A 17,016-nucleotide genomic window follows, 5' to 3' on the forward strand; every position below is an offset into this window, starting at 1 on the left:
GAGTGGGCGGAGGCCGTCGGGTATCCGGGGCGGTGCTGATCCATGGGCCATGCGGTCACCCTCGGGCCGGCGCGGCCGACGGGTCAACGTGATCTCCGCCCCTCCGCCCCTCCACCCCTCGCCGCCTCCGCTCCCTCCGCCCCTCCGCTCCTCGCCGCCTCCGCCCCTCGCCGCCTCCGCCCCTTCCGCGTCTCCGCCCTGCCGGCCCCGCTCGCCGCGATCCGCGCCGCCGCCCGCCCCTCACCCACCGCCGATGCCCCGCGCCTCAGCCGCCCCCGATGAGTTGTGACCCGGCCCGCGGTCTGTAGACCGTGGACGCCAAGACACCCGCCGTACCCGCAGCCCTGCCCGCACCCCCGCCCGTGCTCGTGCTCGCCGGGCCCGTCACCCGGGAGGAGGTGCGGGGGCTGTGCGGCGATGTGCGGCGGCTGCTGGCCGCGAGCCGGGCCCGGGTCGTGGTGTGCGACGTGGGCGGGCTGGGGCCGCCCGGACTCGGCGCCGTGGAACTGCTGGCCCGGCTGCGGCTCGCCGCCGTGCGCGCCGGGGGAGGGATACGCCTGCGCGATCCCGCCCCCGCGCTACTGGCCCTGCTCGACCTGGTCGGCCTCCCCTTCGAGACGGAGCGGCAGCCCGAACAGCGGGAACCACCGGCTCGTGTCCAGGAAGCAGTGGAACCCGGCGATCCGCCCCTGTGATATCTCCAGCACCTGCACCGCCCACGGAGTGAAGCCGCCCTTGTCCGGGTCCGGCTTGTAGTGGGCGAAGCCGGGCAGCCCGTTGGCCCGCACCGGCAGCAGCCGGGAGTTCGCGCAGGAGGCGCCCAGGGTCGACATGAAGCCGGTGATGTCGGCGGAGCCGGTCAGCCACAGGTCGAACGGCGGCATCGTCATCACCGCGTCCTCGTGCAGCAGCGCGGTCAGCGCCGCCATGTCGTACCCCTCGAAGGCGCGCACATAGCGCTCCAGGAGCCGCTGCTGCTCCTCGTCCAGCGGGTCGGACACCTCGGCCCGCACGCCCTGGTCCTCGCGCTCGGCGAGGGTGGCCCGCGCCCGCTGGAGGGCGCTGTTGACGGAGGCGACCGTCGTGCCGAGCAGTTCGGCGACCTCGCTCGCCTTCCAGGCCAGCACCTCGCGCAGGATCAGCACCGCCCGCTGCTTGGGCGGCAACTGCTGGAGCGCGGCCATGAAGGCGAGCCGTACCGACTCCTTGGCGACCGCCGCCTGCGCCGGGTCCTCCACCGACGGCAGCACCCGGCCGTCCGGCATCGGCTCCAGCCAGGTGCTGTCCGGGCGGGGCGCCAGCGCGGCCTGCGCCAGCGGCGTCGACTCGGTCAGGTCCATCGGCCGCGCCCGCTTGTTGCCCGCCGACAGCAGGTCCAGGCACACATTGGTCGCGATCCGGTACAGCCAGGACCGCAGACTGGACCGGCCCTCGAACTTGTCGTGGCTGCGCCAGGCCCGCACCAGGGTGTCCTGGACCGCGTCCTCCGCCTCGAAGGACGAGCCGAGCATGCGGTAGCAGTAACCGGTCAGCTCGACCCGGTACTTCTCCAGCTCCGTCCCGAGATCGGTCGCCGTCGCCGTACCGTCGCCCATCGTCGTCCACCCGCCCCCGTAGCCGTTCCCGTCCCGGACGCCTCGTCGCGCCCGGCACTTCGAAAAGCTAGCGCAGGCCACTGACAACGGCCCCCGGAGCGGACGAACCAGCAGGTCAGCGACGGATGCGGGTCACGCGGACACCGGCGTACGGCGTGCCGCCACCCGGGCCGCCCGCGAACCGAGGACGGTGATCGCCACCACGCCCAGCACCGCCAGCAGCCCCACGCCGACCGTCCCCGGCCAGCCCTCGGAGTGGAAGGCGGTCGCCCCGACCGTGCTGCCCGCGCTGGAGCCGATGTAGTACGCCGACTGGTACAGCGCCGAGGCCTGCGCCCGGCCGTGGGTGGCCGTCCGGCTGACCGCCGAGGAGGCCACCGCGTGACCGGCGAAGAAGCCCGCCGTGATCAGCACCAGGCCGAGCAGCACCGGCGCCACCGAGTCCAGCAGCGACAGCAGCAGCCCCGCCGCCGTCGTCGCACCCGCCAGGTACAGGGCGCCCCGGCGGCCCAGCCGGCCCACCAGCCGCCCCGCCGTGGACGCCGACACCGTGCCCACCAGATACACCAGGAAGATCGAGCCGACGATGCCCTGCGGCAGCGAGAAGGGCGCCTCGGTCAGGCGGTAGCCGATCACCGTGTACACGCCGCCGAACACCGTCATGAACAGCGCGCCGATCGCGTACAGCCGCCGCAGCAGCGGGTCCGACAGATGGTCGCGGACCGTGCCCGCCAGCACCCGCGGCCGCAGCGATCCCGGCGTGAAGTGCTCCGGCGCCGGCAGCAGCATCCGGAACGCCACCGCGCACAGCACCGCCACCACGCCGACCACCCCGACGGCGGCCCGCCAGCCCCACTCCTGCGCCACCCAGCCGGTGACGACCCGGCCGCTCATACCGCCCACGCTGTTGCCGGCCACGAACAGACCGATCGCCGTGACCAGGGCCTTGGGCCGGACCTCCTCCGCGAGATACGCCTGCGCCGAGGCCGGCAGCCCCGCCAGCGCGGCGCCCTGCAACGCCCGCAGCACCACCAGCGCGCCCAGCGACGGCGCGAACGGCACCAGCAGCCCGACGACCACCGCGACCGCCAGCGAGGCCGTCATCACCGTACGGCGGCCGAAACGTTCCGACAGGGCGCTCATCGGCAGCACGAACAGCGCCAGCCCCCCGGTCGCCGCCGCCACGGTCCAGCTCGCCTCGCTCGCCGCCACCCCGTACTCGGCGGAGATCAGCGGCAGCAGCGCCTGCGTGGAGTACAGCAGCGCGAAGGTCGCGACCCCGGCGAGGAACAGGGCGAGGCTCATCCGGCGGTAGCCGGGGCCGCCCGGCGTCATCCGGGAGTCGGCGCAGGACCGGGATTCGGCAGGGGTCTGGAGCTCGGCGGGGGGCTGGGACTCGGCAGGGGGCTGAGGCTCGGCGGGGGCGTGCGGTGCGGCGCCCACGACGGTGGACGCCCCGGTATCGGCGGGAGACATGACTCGACCGTAGGGACGACGTCCGTCATCCGTCCAATGCACGAACTCGCCATAATCGTTCCCATGGCGCATCAGCACAGCTCACAGGTTCGTCTGTCACCGTCCGGTGACACAGAAGTCATCCAGAAGAACGGTGAGGAGGTCGCCCTGCTGCTCGCGCCGCGCCTCGCCCACTTCGCCGGCGTCGCCCGCACCGAGCACGTCACCCGGGCCGCGCAGGAGATGCGGGTCCCGCAGTCCACCCTGTCGCGCGCCATGGTCCGGCTCGAACAGGACCTCGGCGTCGACCTCTTCGCCCGCCGCGGCCGCACCGTCGCCCTCACCCCCGCCGGCCGCACCTTCCTCGCCTCCGTCGAACGCGCCCTCGCCGAGATCGAACGCGCCGCCGAGGAGGTGCGCGCGGACGCCGACCCGGCCACCGGCAAGGTCGCCTTCGGCTTCCTGCACACCATGGGCGCCGAGACCGTGCCCGGCCTTATTCACGCCTTCCGCGCCGACCATCCCCGCGTCCGCTTCAGCCTGGTGCAGAACTACGGCGAGGCCATGCTGGAGCGGCTGCGCGCCGGCGAACTGGACCTCTGCCTCACCTCGCCCGTCCCGGACGCCCCCGACCTGGTCGCGCGACGGCTGGACGAGCAGAAGCTGCGCCTGGTCGTCCCCGCCGACCACCGCCTGGCGACCCGCCGCCGCATCCGTCTAGCCGAGGCCGCAGACGAGGCGTTCGTGACCCTGGAGCCCGGCTACGGGCTGCGCCGGATCACCGACGACCTGTGCCGCGCGGCCGGGTTCAAGCCGCGGATCGCCTTCGAGGGCGAGGAGGCCGAGACGCTGCGCGGACTGGTGGCGGCCGGCCTCGGCGTGGCCCTGCTGCCGCCACCGGCCGTGCCCCGCCCGGGCACCGCCGAACTGACGGTCACCGCCCCGCGCGCGGTGCGCGAGATCGGCGTGGCCTGGCTGGAGGGCCACCCGGACACGCCCCCGGTGGCCGCCTTCAAGAAGTTCCTGCTCTCCCGCCGGGGCCGCCTGCTGCCGTGACCGGTCGTGCGGGGTCGGTGGCCACTGCCGTGACCGTCGTGCGGGGCCGGCGGCCGCCACTGCGACCCGCCGTGCCGTGCCGGCCGTGCGGGGTCGGCCGCCGATCTGGCACGACCGACCCACCACCTCCGACCCACCACCTCCGACCCACCACCTCCGACCCACCACGTCCGACCCACCACCTCCGCCCCGGCGCCTCGGCGGCCCAGCCGGCCCGACCGGCCCGCGGCCCGAACGCCCCTACCAGCTCAGCGACTTCCCGAACCCCGCCGCCAGCGGCATCCGCAGCCCCAGCGGCGGCGGCGCGGCCAGCGCGTCCTGCACCGGACGGGACAGCGCCCGCCCGAACAGCGTCCCCATCATGAAGTCGGCGGCGAGCGCGGCGACCTCGTCGCGGTACTGGCGCAGCCCGTGCCCGTCCGCGTGCACCTCGAACCGGCACACCTCCCGGTTGGCCTTCTTCGCCCGCGCCGCGAACCGGAAGGACAGTTCGGGGTCGGTGCGCGCGTCGTTGGTGCCGTGCACGATGAGCACCTGGCGCCCGGCGAGCTGCTTCACCGGTTCGGGGGAGGCGGCGACGTCGTCCTCGGGCAGCCAGGGGGCGATCGCCACCACCGAGTTGACGGCCTCGTGGCCGCCCGCGCGCAGCGCCGCCCGGCCGCCCATGTCCACTCCGGCCAGGCACACCGGGACGTCTCCGTAACGCCGTACGACCTCGTCCACCGCCCAGGCGGCGTCGCGGGCGAGATGCTCCTCGCTGCCGTTCCAGCCGCGGTAGCGGTAGTGCACCACATGGGCGGCCAGGCCCTCCGCGCGGCCGGCCCGCACCAGCCGGCGTCCCAGCGCGCGCACCGAGGCGGTCGCCAGCAGCGGGGACGGTCTTCGGTCGGACACCTCCTGACCGCCCGGGAGCAGCAGCACCGCCCCGCTCACCGCCGTCGGCCCCGGGCCGAGCGTCCTCCCCAGCCGGGCCGTGCGAACCGGCGTCGCTTGCTGTGCCATGACAGAACAGTGTCAGAAGGGCCGGTGTACGCCACCCGTCCGTGCGGTCACCGTTGCGTATCGACAATTCCGCCCGTGCGAAGGCGGGGTGTGAACGGGCGGTGTTCCGCATGGCTGCGGCACGGCGCTTTCTACGCGCGTAGGAGTTAGAGTGCGCCAATGACGAGCCAGACTGCCCCCGCGGGAAACACACCGAGCCGGGACCAGATCCTCCGGGCGCCCAAAGTTCTGCTGCACGATCACCTGGACGGCGGCCTGCGCCCGGCCACCGTCGTCGAACTCGCCCGGGAATGCGGGTACTCCCGACTCCCCGACACCGAACCGGACAAACTCGGCCTGTGGTTCCGCGAGGCCGCCGACTCCGGTTCCCTGGAACGCTATCTGGAGACCTTCTCGCACACCGTCGCCGTGATGCAGAACCGCGACGCCCTCGTCCGGGTCGCCCGCGAGTGCGCCGAGGACCTCGCCGCCGACGGCGTCGTCTACGCCGAGGTCCGCTACGCCCCCGAACAGCACCTGGAGGGCGGGCTGAGTCTGGAGGAGGTCGTGGAGGCCGTCAACGAGGGCTTCCGGGAAGGGGAACGGGCCGCCCTCGCCGACGGCCGGCGCATCCGCATCGGCGCCCTGCTCACCGCGATGCGGCACGCGGCGCGCTCCCTGGAGATCGCCGAACTCGCCGACCGCTACCGGGACTCGGGCGTCGTCGGCTTCGACATCGCGGGCGCCGAGGCCGGTTACCCGCCCACCCGGCATCTGGACGCCTTCGAGTTCCTGAAGCGGGCCAACAACCACTTCACCATCCACGCCGGGGAGGCCTTCGGGCTGCCGTCCATCTGGCAGGCGCTGCAGTGGTGCGGCGCCGACCGGCTCGGGCACGGGGTGCGCATCATCGACGACATCACCGTCCGCGAGGACGGCACGGTCGAACTCGGGCGGCTGGCCTCCTACGTCCGCGACAAGCGCATCCCGCTGGAGCTGTGCCCCAGCTCCAACCTCCAGACCGGCGCGGCGGCCTCGTACGCCGAACACCCGATCGGACTGCTGCGCCGGCTGCATTTCCGGGCCACCGTGAACACGGACAATCGTCTTATGTCCCACACGAGTATGAGCCAGGAATTCGAGCACCTTGTCGAGGCTTTCGGCTACACGCTCGACGACCTGCAATGGTTCACCGTCAACGGAATGAAGTCGGCGTTCATTCCTTTCGATGAACGTCTGGCGATGATCAATGATGTGATCAAGCCCGGATACGCGGCGCTGAAATCCGAATGGCTGTTTAAGCAGACCGCGCCCACCAGCGGTTCCTCGCCATTCGGGGGATGACCGGGAAACGGGGCCGGCCGGCCGCCTTCACCGTCCGTCCGCATTCCGGTGTTTGCGGGCGACGGGCGGCCGTGCTTACGGTCGAGAACCGCTCAGTCCCCCGTCTCAGTCAAGGACGCGTTTTCATGAAGCAGTCTGCTGCCAAGACCCTCGGTGTCGCCGCTCTCGGCGCCGCTTTCGCCGCCGTCGGCGCGGGCGCCGCGAACGCCGCGCCGGCCGTGCCGGACGCCGGTCAGGCGCTGGGCGCCGTCGCCAAGGAGCTGCCGACGGGGAACGTCGCCCAGCTGCCCGGGGCCGGCCGTGCGCTGGACCAGGCCGAGCCCGTGCTCGGCTCGGGTCTCTCCGCCGCCCAGCCGGCCGCCCGCGACCTCCAGCACGGCCCGGTCGAGCCGGTCGCCGGGCTGCTCGGCGGCATGCCGGTGCAGAGCATGCCCACCAACGGCGTGCAGGTGAACGGCTTCCCCCTCGGCTGACCGACGCCGACGCCGGTGCCCACGCCGGCGCCGAGCCGTCACAGGCGCCGATACGCCGCCGGGGCGCGCCCTTCGCTTCAGGGTGCGCCCCGGCGGCGTACGCGCCCGGCGCCTGCCGGACGGCCCTGCGGGCGGCCTCCTACCAGGCCGCGCGGGCGGCCTTGTCCTCCGAGGGCAGCAGGATCCACAGCGCGAGGTAGACCAGGAACTGCGGTCCCGGCAGCAGGCACGAGACCAGGAAGATCACCCGCATCGTCGTCGCGGAGGTGCCGAAGCGCCGGGCCAGCGCGGCGCACACTCCGCCGATGACGCGGCCGTGGGTGGGGCGGGCAAGGGCGTTCATCGTGATGCCTCCGTGGACCGTCGGTGGTGCGGGGCCTTTCCGTCGGCGCCCCGTCTGACATCCACGTTACGGAGACGAAGGGGGCAAAGCGTCACTCCATGGAGCGATCCCGACCCTGGGAATCGTCGGGGTCCGACCCTGAGCCGCGTCCTCCTGGCGCACGGCGGAGCCGTCCAGCCGCTCGGCCCTGCGGCGGAGCCGGGAGCGGAGCGCGGGGACGGCCGCGAGATGGACGAGGGCGACCCCCAGCGTGTTCAGGAGCAGCGTGTCGACGTCCACCACCCGGCCCGGCACCCCGGTCTGCAGCAGGGCGATGCCCAGCGAGACCATGGCCCCCGCGGCGACCGTGCGGACGAGCGAGGCGAAGGTCGAGACGCAGAGCCGGCCGTGCGCCAGCGGCAGCAGCACGCCCAGCGGCGCCAGCAGCCCCAGTCCCTCCCCGAGCCGCCGGACCGCCTCGTGGCCGCCCAGCGCCAGATCGGCGCGGATGGTGGCGAACGGACGCAGATTGGCGGGCATCACCCAGGGGACGTCCAGCGGACGCAGCATCAGCCAGGCGACGAACGCGAGATGGGCGACGAGGAGGACACCTCCTGTCACGCGGACGCGGATCGCGGCGCTGCCGCCGATGGAGCCTTGACGCTGCACGCCACCCAAGACGCACCCATCCGCCCGCCCGGTTCCGCACCCACGCCCCGGACGGTGAGGCGCACGCCACACGGTGCGTCCACGACTCCGGGCGCACACCACACCGCGCGCGGGCGCACCGTGGGCCCGCCACTCCGCGCACGACTCCGCACGCCCACCGAGCCGGACCCACGCCCCACCCGCCGCGGGCCGCCCCGCCGCGCGCGCCTACTCGGCGGTCGCCTCCGTGGACGGCGGCTTCGTGGTGCCGGGGCGTGAGCGCAGGTCGTCCGTGCACTCGTAGCGGCGCGGCGCGGCGGCGTCGGGACCGCCGAGGACCACCGAGCCGTCGCCCTCGGCCGCCGCCGAGTCCGACAGCGTGCACACGATCTGCGCGAGCGCGTACGCGGACAGCGCGGCCGGGGCGGCGCCCAGCCGGAGCGTGTCCTCGGGGTCCTTGGGGTGCGGCCCGGCGACGGTCAGACCGCGCGGGACGTGCGTCGTGTACCCGGCGGCCTGCTCGCTCGCCGAGGGCTGCGCGGCCAGCTGCTCCAGCAGCCCCTGTGCCACGATCACCCGCCGCCGCGCGTCCGCCGTGCCCTCGGGCACCCGCACCACGCGGTCCACGGTCGCCAGCGAGGAGCCGCACAGCAGGAACACCTGTACGGGCACCCCGCGCTCGGCCTGCGTGGCCTGGTCGGGCTGGGTGAGCGAACAGGGCACCCGCGAGGGCGCGCCGCCGAAGTCGGTGGGCACCTCGGTGGGCCGGATCCCGCACCCGGCCAGCAGCAGGGCCAGCGCGGGCAGCGCCAGCAGCGCGCGCCCGCGCACCACCGCGCCCCGCCCGCCGCCGAGCCCGCGCCGACGCCCGCGTACGCGCCCGTACCCGTCTGCGCGCCCGCGCTCGTCCCCTGCCGTCATCGGGCGCCTCCCTTCGACCCCTGGTCCGCGCCGCCGCTCTTCGCCCTGCCGCCGCCGCCCGCGCTGTCGTCGCCGTCGTCCTCGGCGGGCCGCTCGGTGAGCGCCGAGGCGTCCCGGGGCAGCCGCAGGGTGAACACCGCGCCGCCCTCGGGCGAGTTGGCGGCGGTGATGTCGCCGCCGTGGATGTGCGCGTTGTTCAGGGCGATGGACAGGCCCAGACCGCTGCCCTCGGAGCGCGGCCGGGACGCGCTCGCCTTGTAGAACCGGTCGAAGACGTGCGGCAGCACGTCCTCGGGGATGCCGGGACCGTGGTCGCGCACCCGGATGACGATCCACCCCGGCTCCGGCGGCCCGCCGCCCTCGCCGCTGTCGGCGCCGTCACCGCTTCCGGCGCCGTCACCGCCCTCCTCGCGCACCGAGACCCGGACCGGCGAGCCGCCGTGCTTGAGGGCGTTGCCGATGAGGTTGGCGAGGATGACGTCCAGGCGGCGCGGGTCGAGACGGGCGTGGAGGCCGCGCTCGGCGTCCAGCTCCACCGCGTCCAGCCAGGCCCGGGCGTCGATGCAGGCGGTGATCTGGTCGGCGAGGTCCACGTCGTCCAGGACCAGCCGGGCCGTGCCCGCGTCGAAGCGGGTGACCTCCATCAGGTTCTCGACCAGGTCGTTCAGCCGCCGTGTCTCGCTGACCACCAGCCGCACCGCGGGCTCGATCATCGGGTCGAAGCCGCCGCCCTCGAACTCCAGCTCCTCCTCCAGCACCTCCGTCACGGCGGTGATGGCGGTCAGCGGCGTGCGCAGCTCATGGCTCATGTCGGCGACGAACCGCCGGGACGCCTCGTCGCGGGCGGCCATGTCGGCGACACGTTTCTCCAGGGCCTCCGCCGCCTTGTTGAACGTCCGTGACAGATCGGCCAGTTCGTCCGTGCCGGACACCCGCAGCCGGGTGTCGAGCCGGCCCTCGCCGAGTCGGCGCGCGGCGATCCCGAGCCGGTGCACCGGCTTCAGCACCGTGGTGGCCGCGGCCTGCGCCAGCAGCGCCGCGCCGACCAGCGCCAGCGCGGTGGCCACCCCCAGCGACCAGGCCAGCGAGTTGAGGTCCTTGGCCTCCGGCTCCAGCGACTTGAGCATGTAGCCGGTCGGCCCGCCGCCGATGATCCGGGTGCCGGCCACCAGATACGGGGTGCCGTGCTCGGTCACCCGCTGCCAGTACAGGTGGTACGGCGACTTGTTGCCCGAGTCCACGGGCTGCTGCTTGTTCACCGCGGTGCGCAGCGACAGGGGCACGTCCTCCAGCGCGAAACCGCTCAGACCGCCCGACGTGCCGTACACCGCGCGGCCGCTCGCGTCCTCGCCCACCAGCAGCACGCTGAACCGCTGGCTGCTGTTGGCCATCTGCCCGGCCGTGTGCTGCAACTGGTCCTGCGTCGGGTGCACCGGCAGCGTGCCCGCCCGGTTGCGCATCTCCTGCTGGAAGTCCCGCAGCACCGCGTCCTGGGTGCGGGTGAGCACCGCCTCGCGGTTGAGCCAGTACGCGATCCCCGACGCCGACACCGCCGCGGTCAGCGCCACCAGCGCGAAGACGACGACGAGCCGCAGCCGCAGGCTCGTGAACCGCAGTCCGGACAGTGCCTTGCCACGCCCCGCGAGCCAGCCGCGGAGCCCCCCTCGCGTCGTCGTCACTGAGGCGCGTCCAGGCGGTAGCCGACCCCGCGCACCGTACGGATCAGCGTCGGGGACGAGGGAACGTCCTCGACCTTGGCGCGCAGCCGCTGCACACAGGCGTCCACGAGCCGCGAGTCACCGAGGTAGTCGTGCTCCCACACCAGCCGCAGCAACTGCTGCCGCGACAGCGCCTGACCGGGCCGCCGGCTCAGCTCCAGCAGCAGCCGCAGCTCGGTCGGGGTCAGCTGGAGGTCCTCGCCGTTCTTCGTCACCGTCATCGCCGAACGGTCGATGACCAGGCTGCCGAAGGTCGCCGAGTCCGTCGCCTCCCGCTCGCCGCGCCGCAGCACGGCCCGGATCCGGGCGTCCAGCACCCGTCCCTGCACCGGCTTGACGACATAGTCGTCCGCGCCGGACTCCAGCCCCACCACCACATCGATGTCGTCGCTGCGCGCGGTCAGCAGGATGATCGGCAGCTGGTCCGTGCGCCGGATGCGGCGGCACACCTCGAAGCCGTCGATGCCGGGCAGCATCACGTCCAGGACGATGAGGTCCGGCCGCTGCTCGCGCAGCAGCTTCAGACCGTCCTCGCCGCTGGCAGCGGTGGCCACCCGGTGTCCCTGGCGCGTCAGAGAGAGCTCCAGGGCCGTCCGGATGGCGTCGTCGTCCTCGATCAGCAACAGGGAAGGCACGGGGCTCATTCTGGCCCATCCGGGCCCGGGGTTTCGACACCCCGTGGTCACCGCCCCGCCCCGCGCAGCGGCCGGACCCCTGTGACAGGTCTGTGACAGTCGGCGGACACGGCCATGAAGTGGCGGCGGAAGGATTCTCGGCACAGGCAAGGAAGCGAAACGGACACCGGAACTCCACGACGGGGGGCGCGAGATGAACACGCTGCACAGCAACAGCACCAGCGCAGTGGTCACGCGTCTGCACGACGTGACCCGGCATCCGGAGAAGTCCGGCGCCGCACAGAGTGTGCGGGGGTGCGCTCGTGGCGCCGGGCGTCAGCACACCACCTATATGACGGTGGTGGACGCGCGTCCGGCTCAGACGCCGGAAGGCGCGTACGGGGGAAGCGCGTACGGGGAGGCCACGGAGGAGCGCCGCACCCGGTCGGAGGCGGAGTTCACCGCCTACGTCCAGGAGCGCCGCGCCTCCCTGTACGCGACCGCCTACCACCTGACCGGCGACCGCTTCGAGGCCGAGGACCTGCTGCAGAGCGCGCTGTTCTCGACCTACCGGGCGTGGGACCGGATCAGCGACAAGGCGGCCGTCGGCGGATACCTCCGCCGCACCATGACCAACCTGCACATCAGCGCATGGCGGCGCCGCAAGCTCAACGAGTACCCGACCGAGGAACTGCCGGAGACGCCCGGCGACACGGACGCGATGCGCGGCACCGAGCTGCGCGCGGTCCTGTGGCAGGCGCTGGCCCGGCTGCCCGAACTGCAGCGCACCATGCTGGTCCTGCGCTACTACGAGGGCCGCACGGACCCGGAGATCGCCGACATCCTCGGCATCAGCGTCGGCACGGTGAAGTCCAGCATCTGGCGCTCGCTGCGCCGGCTGCGCGAGGACGAGGTCCTCAGCTTCGGCCGTGACCAGGAGGAGTCCTTCGGCGAGCTCGTCGCCTGAGCGAGCCGGAGGTACGGGGGAAACACGGGGGAGGAACGGGGGAGCGGTACCGGGGGAGCCCACGGGGGAGTGGGGGAGCGGTACCGGGGGGCCCACGGGGGAAAGTGGGGGAGCACCAAGGGAGCGGGACCGGACGGCTGGGGGGCCGTACGGTCCCGCTTCGCGTGCGGCCCGGCCGTCGCGCCGGCGGTGCGGCGGCCGACGAGCCGCGGCGCTCACGGCCGGGCGTACGCCGGCTCGGGTCAGGCGGCCGTACGGGTCTGGGGGCGGCGGCCCGCCGCTGCCGCGGCCAGGCGGCCCAGCGCCTCGTCCCGGTCGCAGGCGTGGGCGCCGAGGGCGACCTGGCGGGCGACGATCGACCGCTCGGCGCGCATCAGCCGCCAGCCGCGGCGCAGCAGGAACGGCACCGACTTGCGGCCCTCCTTCAGATCCCTGAGGAACCGCCGGCGGAACGTGGTGACCGGGCCGCGGGTCAGGCACAGCGCGTCGGCCAGCAGCCCCAGTTCGCGGCAGCGGTCCACGATCTCGGCGGCGAAGATCCCCTCCGCGATGAACAGCGGCGTACGGCCGATGTGCAGCGTGTTCTCGCCGACGCGGGCGCTGCGCGAGAGGTCGTAGACGGGAACGCCCGTGCTGCCCGTCGCGCACAGGCTGCTGATCGCCGCCACCGCCACGTCCGCGTCCCAGGACGCCGGGTGGTCCCAGTCGATGTCCGAACTCCCCGCCACCAGGGGCAGCGTGGGGTCGTCGCCCTCCTTGTAGAAGTCGTCGAGGCGCAGCACGGGCAGCCCGGACCGGGCGGCGACCAGGGACTTGCCCGAGCCCGAGGGGCCGCACAGCAGCACGACGCGGGCGGGGGACGGGAGATGAAGGCTCACGGAAGACCAGTTTGACGCATGGTGGCGTCCCTGCCGACCCCGCGGGTCGGCTTTGATGCGTGGGCTGCGTCTCAACTACCCTGTGCGCGGATCACGTTACCCAGCGCAACAGAAGGCGGCATCAGAAATGGCCCGACACGCGTCCACCCCCCAGTCCACCGCACGGCGCGTCCTGATCGCGGTCGCGGCCGCCGGGGCCGCCCTGGGCGCGGGCGCGGCGACGGCCGCCGCCGCCCCGGCCCCGGCCGCCGAGGGCGTGCGCGGGCCGCTCACCCGGGGCGAGATGGATACGCGGGCGGCGGCGGGGGCGGTGACCGGCGCGGTCGGTCATGCCACCGGAGCGGTCACCGGTCTCAAGCCCAACCCGCTGGCCGGCACCGGCGTGGACCCGCTCGACAACGGCGTCGGCACCCAGGTCGCCGACTTCCGGCCGGTCGGCTCCCAGCAGCTCACCGGGCCGGTGGCCGAGGCCCCGTCGGTCGGCGCGGTGCCCGTCGTCGGCCGGGCGGCCGGGGCGCTGCGCTGACGCGCCCGCCGGCGCGCACGACGGCGGAGAGCCGCGTCTCCCCCGGACGGAGGGGAGGCGCGGCTCTCCGGTCTGCGGTGCGGCGTTCCGCTCTGCGGTGCTGTGTTCCGCTCTGTGGTGCGGCTCAGTACGAGGAGCCGGAGGCGCCGAGCGAGCCCGTCGGGTGCCAGACCGTCTTCGTCTCCAGGAACGCCGTCATCCGCTCGGTGCCCGGCGTCGCCGTCCAGTCGTCCACAGGCTGTGGACGCAGCACGCGCTTGAGGTTGTCGGCCGCCGCGATCTCCAGCTCCTTCGCCAGCGCCTCGTCGGCGCCCGCGAGGTCGATCGCGTTGACGTCCTGGTGCGCGGCCAGCGGCGCCGCGATCTCCGCCGTACGCCCGGACAGGACGTTGACCACGCCACCGGGCACGTCCGAGGTGGCCAGCACCTCGCCGAGGGAGAGGGCGGGCAGCGGGGCCTTCTCGGAGGCCACGACGACCGCCGTGTTGCCGGTCGCGATCACCGGGGCGACGACGGAGACCAGGCCGAGGAACGACGACTCCTGCGGGGCCAGCACCGCCACCACACCGGTCGGCTCGGGCGAGGAGAGGTTGAAGAACGGGCCCGCGACCGGGTTGGCGCCGCCGGTCACCTGCGCGATCTTGTCCGTCCAGCCCGCGTACCAGACCCAGCGGTCGATCGTCGCGTCCACCTGCTCGGCGGCCCTGGACTTCGACAGGCCCTCCGCGTCGGCGACCTCGCGGACGAACTGCGCCTTGCGGCCCTCCAGCATCTCCGCGACGCGGTAGAGGATCTGGCCCCGGTTGTACGCCGTCGCGCCGGACCAGCCGCCGAACGCCTTGCGGGCGGCCACGACCGCGTCCCGGGCGTCCTTGCGGGAGGACTGCGGTGCGTTCGCCAGCCAGTTGCCCTTCGAGTCCGTCACCTCGTACACCCGGCCGCTCTCGGAACGCGGGAACTTCCCGCCGACGTACAGCTTGTAGGTCTTGAAGACGGACAGTCGGGGCTCGGTCTTCTCTGACTTCTCAGACATCGAGGTACGCCTCCAGGCCGTGGCGGCCGCCCTCGCGGCCGAAGCCCGACTCCTTGTACCCGCCGAACGGCGAGGTCGGGTCGAACTTGTTGAACGTGTTGGACCAGATCACGCCCGCGCGCAGTTTGCCCGCGACGGCGAGGATCCTCGACCCCTTCTCGGTCCAGATGCCGGCGCTCAGGCCGTACTGGGTGTTGTTGGCCTTGGCGACCGCCTCGTCCGGGGTGCGGAAGGTGAGCACCGACAGCACCGGGCCGAAGATCTCGTCCCGGGCGATGGTGTGCGCCTGGGTGACGTTCGTGAACAGCGTCGGCGCGAACCAGTAGCCCGAGGTGGGCAGTTCGCACGCCGGCGACCAGCGCTCGGCGCCCTCCGCCTCGCCCCGGTCGGCGAGCGCGGTGATCCGGGCCAGCTGCTCGGCGGAGTTGATCGCGCCGATGTCGGTGTTCTTGTCCAGCGGATCGCCCAGACGCAGGGTGCCGAGGCGGCGCTTGAGGGCGTCCAGCAGCTCGTCGTGGACCGACTCCTGGACCAGCAGCCGCGAGCCCGCGCAGCACACCTGGCCCTGGTTGAAGAAGATGCCGGTCACGATGCCCTCGACGGCCTGGTCGATCGGGGCGTCGTCGAAGACGATGTTGGCGCCCTTGCCGCCCAGCTCCAGGGTGAGCTTCTTGCTCGTGCCCGCGACCGTGCGGGCGATCTCCTTGCCGACGGCCGTGGAGCCGGTGAACGCCACCTTGTTCACGTCCGGGTGCGCCACCAGAGCGGCGCCCGCGTCGCCGTAGCCCGGGAGGATGTTGACGACGCCCTTCGGCAGGCCCGCCTGGCGGCAGACGTCCGCGAAGAACAGGGCGGACAGGGGGGTCGTCTCGGCGGGCTTGAGGACGACGGTGTTGCCCGTCGCCAGCGCCGGGGCGATCTTCCACGCCAGCATCAGCAGCGGGAAGTTCCACGGGATGACCTGGCCGGCCACGCCGAGGGGACGCGGGTTCGCGCCGCTGTGCCCGTTCGTCGTCCTCCGGCCGAACCCGGCGTGGTCGAGCTTGTCCGCCCAGCCCGCGTAGTAGAAGAAGTGCGCGGCGACCAGCGGGAGGTCCGCGTCGCGGGTCTCCTTGATCGGCTTGCCGTTGTCCAGCGTCTCCAGCACCGCCAGCTCGCGGCTGCGCTCCTGGATGATCCGCGCGATGCGGAACAGGTACTTGGCGCGCTCCGAGCCGGGCAGCGCCGACCACGTGGCGAACGCCTTGCGGGCCGCGCGCACCGCGCGGTCCACGTCCGCCTCGCCCGCCTGCGCGACCTCGGACAGCACCTCCTCGGTGCTCGGGGAGACGGTCTTGAAGACCTTGCCGTCGGCGGCCTCGGTGAACTCGCCGTCGATGAACAGCCCGTACGAGGGCGCGATGTCGACGACCGCGCGGGACTCGGGGGCGGGTGCGTACTCAAAAGCCATGGGGGATCAGTCCACCGTCACGTAGTCGGGACCGGAGTAGCGGCCGGTGGCCAGCTTCTGCCGCTGCATCAGCAGGTCGTTCAGCAGCGAGGAGGCGCCGAAGCGGAACCAGTGGTTGTCCAGCCAGTCCTCGCCCGCGGTCTCGTTGACCAGCACCAGGAACTTGATCGCGTCCTTGGTGGTGCGGATGCCGCCGGCCGGTTTCACGCCCACCTGGACGCCGGTCTGCGCGCGGAAGTCGCGCACCGCCTCCAGCATCAGCAGGGTGTTGGCGGGGGTCGCGTTGACGGCGACCTTGCCGGTGGAGGTCTTGATGAAGTCCGCCCCGGCGAGCATGCCGAGCCAGGAGGCGCGGCGGATGTTGTCGTACGTCGACAGCTCGCCGGTCTCGAAGATGACCTTCAGGCGGGCGCTCGTGCCGCAGGCCTCCTTCACGGCGACGATCTCGTCGTACACCTTGAGGTACCTGCCGGACAGGAACGCGCCGCGGTCGATGACCATGTCGATCTCGTCCGCGCCGGCGGCGACGGCCTCGCGCACGTCCGCGAGCTTGACGTCGAGGGCCGCGCGGCCCGCCGGGAAGGCGGTCGCCACCGAGGCGACCTTCACGCCGGAGCCGGCGACGGCCTCCTTGGCGACGGCCACCATGTCGGGGTAGACGCAGACGGCGGCCGTGGTGGGCGTGGTGCGGTCCGTGGGGTCCGGGTGCACCGCCTTGGCGCCGAGCGCCCGGACCTTGCCCGGGGTGTCCGCGCCTTCCAGCGTCGTCAGGTCGACCATCGAGATGGCCAGGTCGATGGCGTACGCCTTCGCGGTGGTCTTGATGGAACGGGTGCCGAGGGCGGCGGCGCGCGCCTCCAGGCCGACCGCGTCTACGCCGGGCAGCCCGTGCAGGAAGCGGCGCAGCGAGCTGTCGGACGCCGTGGCGTCGGCCAGGGCCGGTGCGGTGGGGGTGGTGGGCATGGTCACCAGATGAGCATATCTACGCGCGTAGCGGCTGTACAGCCCCTGGGGGTGAGGTGGGGGAGCTTTGGG

At 73.4% G+C, this 17,016-nt stretch carries 18 protein-coding genes; 6 read left to right on the forward strand and 12 right to left on the reverse strand.

Annotated elements, in window-relative coordinates:
- Positions 1 to 311 precede the first annotated feature (311 nt).
- Positions 312 to 695, forward strand: a complete 384-nt coding sequence (locus K7787_RS20770) for an STAS domain-containing protein (RefSeq protein WP_308036410.1) — start codon at positions 312 to 314, stop codon at positions 693 to 695.
- On the opposite strand, the gene K7787_RS20775 is transcribed toward K7787_RS20770, so the two are convergent.
- Both K7787_RS20775 and K7787_RS20780 read right to left on the reverse strand, forming a co-directional pair.
- The gene (locus K7787_RS20775) at positions 579 to 1,595 is read right to left on the reverse strand and encodes a sigma-70 family RNA polymerase sigma factor (protein ID WP_009190302.1); all 1,017 of its coding nucleotides are present in this window, start codon (positions 1,593 to 1,595) and stop codon (positions 579 to 581) included. The two genes, K7787_RS20770 and K7787_RS20775, sit on opposite strands and share 117 nt — an antisense overlap.
- A 132-nt stretch (positions 1,596 to 1,727) precedes the next feature.
- On the reverse strand, positions 1,728 to 3,071 hold the full coding sequence (locus K7787_RS20780) for an MFS transporter (RefSeq protein ID WP_223002504.1): 1,344 nt from the start codon (positions 3,069 to 3,071) through the stop codon (positions 1,728 to 1,730).
- A 63-nt stretch (positions 3,072 to 3,134) separates the two neighbouring features.
- Between K7787_RS20780 and K7787_RS20785 the strand changes: the two genes are divergently transcribed.
- The gene (locus K7787_RS20785; protein WP_223002505.1) at positions 3,135 to 4,106 is read left to right on the forward strand and encodes a LysR family transcriptional regulator; all 972 of its coding nucleotides are present in this window, start codon (positions 3,135 to 3,137) and stop codon (positions 4,104 to 4,106) included.
- A 240-nt stretch (positions 4,107 to 4,346) separates the two neighbouring features.
- Here K7787_RS20785 and K7787_RS20790 read toward each other — a convergent pair whose 3' ends face one another.
- Complete coding sequence (locus K7787_RS20790; RefSeq protein ID WP_009190305.1) at positions 4,347 to 5,108, reverse strand: prolyl oligopeptidase family serine peptidase; 762 nt, start codon at positions 5,106 to 5,108, stop codon at positions 4,347 to 4,349.
- A 159-nt stretch (positions 5,109 to 5,267) separates the two neighbouring features.
- Between K7787_RS20790 and K7787_RS20795 the strand changes: the two genes are divergently transcribed.
- A complete protein-coding gene (locus K7787_RS20795; RefSeq protein ID WP_223002506.1) occupies positions 5,268 to 6,431 on the forward strand; it encodes an adenosine deaminase in 1,164 nt (387 codons plus the stop codon).
- Positions 6,432 to 6,556: 125 nt separating this feature from the next.
- Positions 6,557 to 6,904, forward strand: coding sequence for a hypothetical protein (locus K7787_RS20800; RefSeq protein ID WP_009190307.1), 348 nt, complete (start codon positions 6,557 to 6,559; stop codon positions 6,902 to 6,904).
- A gap of 139 nt (positions 6,905 to 7,043) precedes the next feature.
- Here the strand turns inward: K7787_RS20800 and K7787_RS20805 are convergent, their stop codons facing one another.
- The 5 genes from K7787_RS20805 to afsQ1 all read right to left on the reverse strand — a co-directional run bounded on the left by K7787_RS20805 (position 7,044) and on the right by afsQ1 (position 11,148).
- Positions 7,044 to 7,247 (reverse strand): PspC domain-containing protein, encoded by a 204-nt coding sequence (locus tag K7787_RS20805; RefSeq protein WP_009190308.1) that lies wholly within the window; start codon positions 7,245 to 7,247, stop codon positions 7,044 to 7,046.
- A 66-nt stretch (positions 7,248 to 7,313) separates the two neighbouring features.
- Positions 7,314 to 7,895 carry a VanZ family protein gene (locus tag K7787_RS20810; RefSeq protein WP_223002507.1) on the reverse strand — a complete coding sequence of 194 codons (582 nt, stop codon included), beginning with the start codon at positions 7,893 to 7,895 and terminating at the stop codon, positions 7,314 to 7,316.
- A gap of 207 nt (positions 7,896 to 8,102) precedes the next feature.
- On the reverse strand, positions 8,103 to 8,705 hold the full coding sequence (locus K7787_RS20815) for a lipoprotein (protein ID WP_043261215.1): 603 nt from the start codon (positions 8,703 to 8,705) through the stop codon (positions 8,103 to 8,105).
- Between the two features lie 86 nt (positions 8,706 to 8,791).
- The gene (locus K7787_RS20820; RefSeq protein ID WP_223002508.1) at positions 8,792 to 10,474 is read right to left on the reverse strand and encodes a sensor histidine kinase; all 1,683 of its coding nucleotides are present in this window, start codon (positions 10,472 to 10,474) and stop codon (positions 8,792 to 8,794) included.
- A complete protein-coding gene (afsQ1, locus tag K7787_RS20825; RefSeq protein WP_009190312.1) occupies positions 10,471 to 11,148 on the reverse strand; it encodes a two-component system response regulator AfsQ1 in 678 nt (225 codons plus the stop codon). The genes K7787_RS20820 and afsQ1 overlap by 4 nt, the downstream gene beginning before the upstream one ends.
- Positions 11,149 to 11,341: 193 nt before the next feature.
- Here afsQ1 and K7787_RS20830 point away from each other — a divergent pair, with 193 nt between their 5' ends.
- Complete coding sequence (locus K7787_RS20830) at positions 11,342 to 12,094, forward strand: SigE family RNA polymerase sigma factor (RefSeq protein ID WP_043261217.1); 753 nt, start codon at positions 11,342 to 11,344, stop codon at positions 12,092 to 12,094.
- A gap of 242 nt (positions 12,095 to 12,336) precedes the next feature.
- Here the strand turns inward: K7787_RS20830 and K7787_RS20835 are convergent, their stop codons facing one another.
- On the reverse strand, positions 12,337 to 12,972 hold the full coding sequence (locus tag K7787_RS20835) for a uridine kinase family protein (protein WP_231573826.1): 636 nt from the start codon (positions 12,970 to 12,972) through the stop codon (positions 12,337 to 12,339).
- A gap of 127 nt (positions 12,973 to 13,099) precedes the next feature.
- On the opposite strand from K7787_RS20835, the gene K7787_RS20840 reads away from it, so the two are divergent.
- Positions 13,100 to 13,498: a hypothetical protein gene (locus tag K7787_RS20840; RefSeq protein ID WP_223002509.1), complete on the forward strand. Its 399-nt coding sequence runs from the start codon at positions 13,100 to 13,102 to the stop codon at positions 13,496 to 13,498.
- A 124-nt stretch (positions 13,499 to 13,622) separates the two neighbouring features.
- Here the strand turns inward: K7787_RS20840 and K7787_RS20845 are convergent, their stop codons facing one another.
- Genes K7787_RS20845 through deoC form a run of 3 tightly spaced genes read right to left on the reverse strand, consistent with a single transcriptional unit; the run spans position 13,623 to position 16,944 of the window.
- The gene (locus K7787_RS20845; RefSeq protein ID WP_223002510.1) at positions 13,623 to 14,531 is read right to left on the reverse strand and encodes an aldehyde dehydrogenase family protein; all 909 of its coding nucleotides are present in this window, start codon (positions 14,529 to 14,531) and stop codon (positions 13,623 to 13,625) included.
- Entirely contained in the window at positions 14,524 to 15,981 is a 1,458-nt protein-coding gene (locus K7787_RS20850; RefSeq protein ID WP_223002511.1) for an aldehyde dehydrogenase family protein, read from the reverse strand. Before K7787_RS20850 ends, K7787_RS20845 begins: the two co-directional genes overlap by 8 nt.
- A gap of 6 nt (positions 15,982 to 15,987) precedes the next feature.
- Positions 15,988 to 16,944, reverse strand: coding sequence for a deoxyribose-phosphate aldolase (gene deoC, locus K7787_RS20855; RefSeq protein WP_169435553.1), 957 nt, complete (start codon positions 16,942 to 16,944; stop codon positions 15,988 to 15,990).
- Between the last annotated feature and the right edge of the window lie 72 nt (positions 16,945 to 17,016).

It is taken from the genome of Streptomyces sennicomposti (genome assembly GCF_019890635.1).
Lineage (GTDB): Bacteria > Actinomycetota > Actinomycetes > Streptomycetales > Streptomycetaceae > Streptomyces > Streptomyces sennicomposti.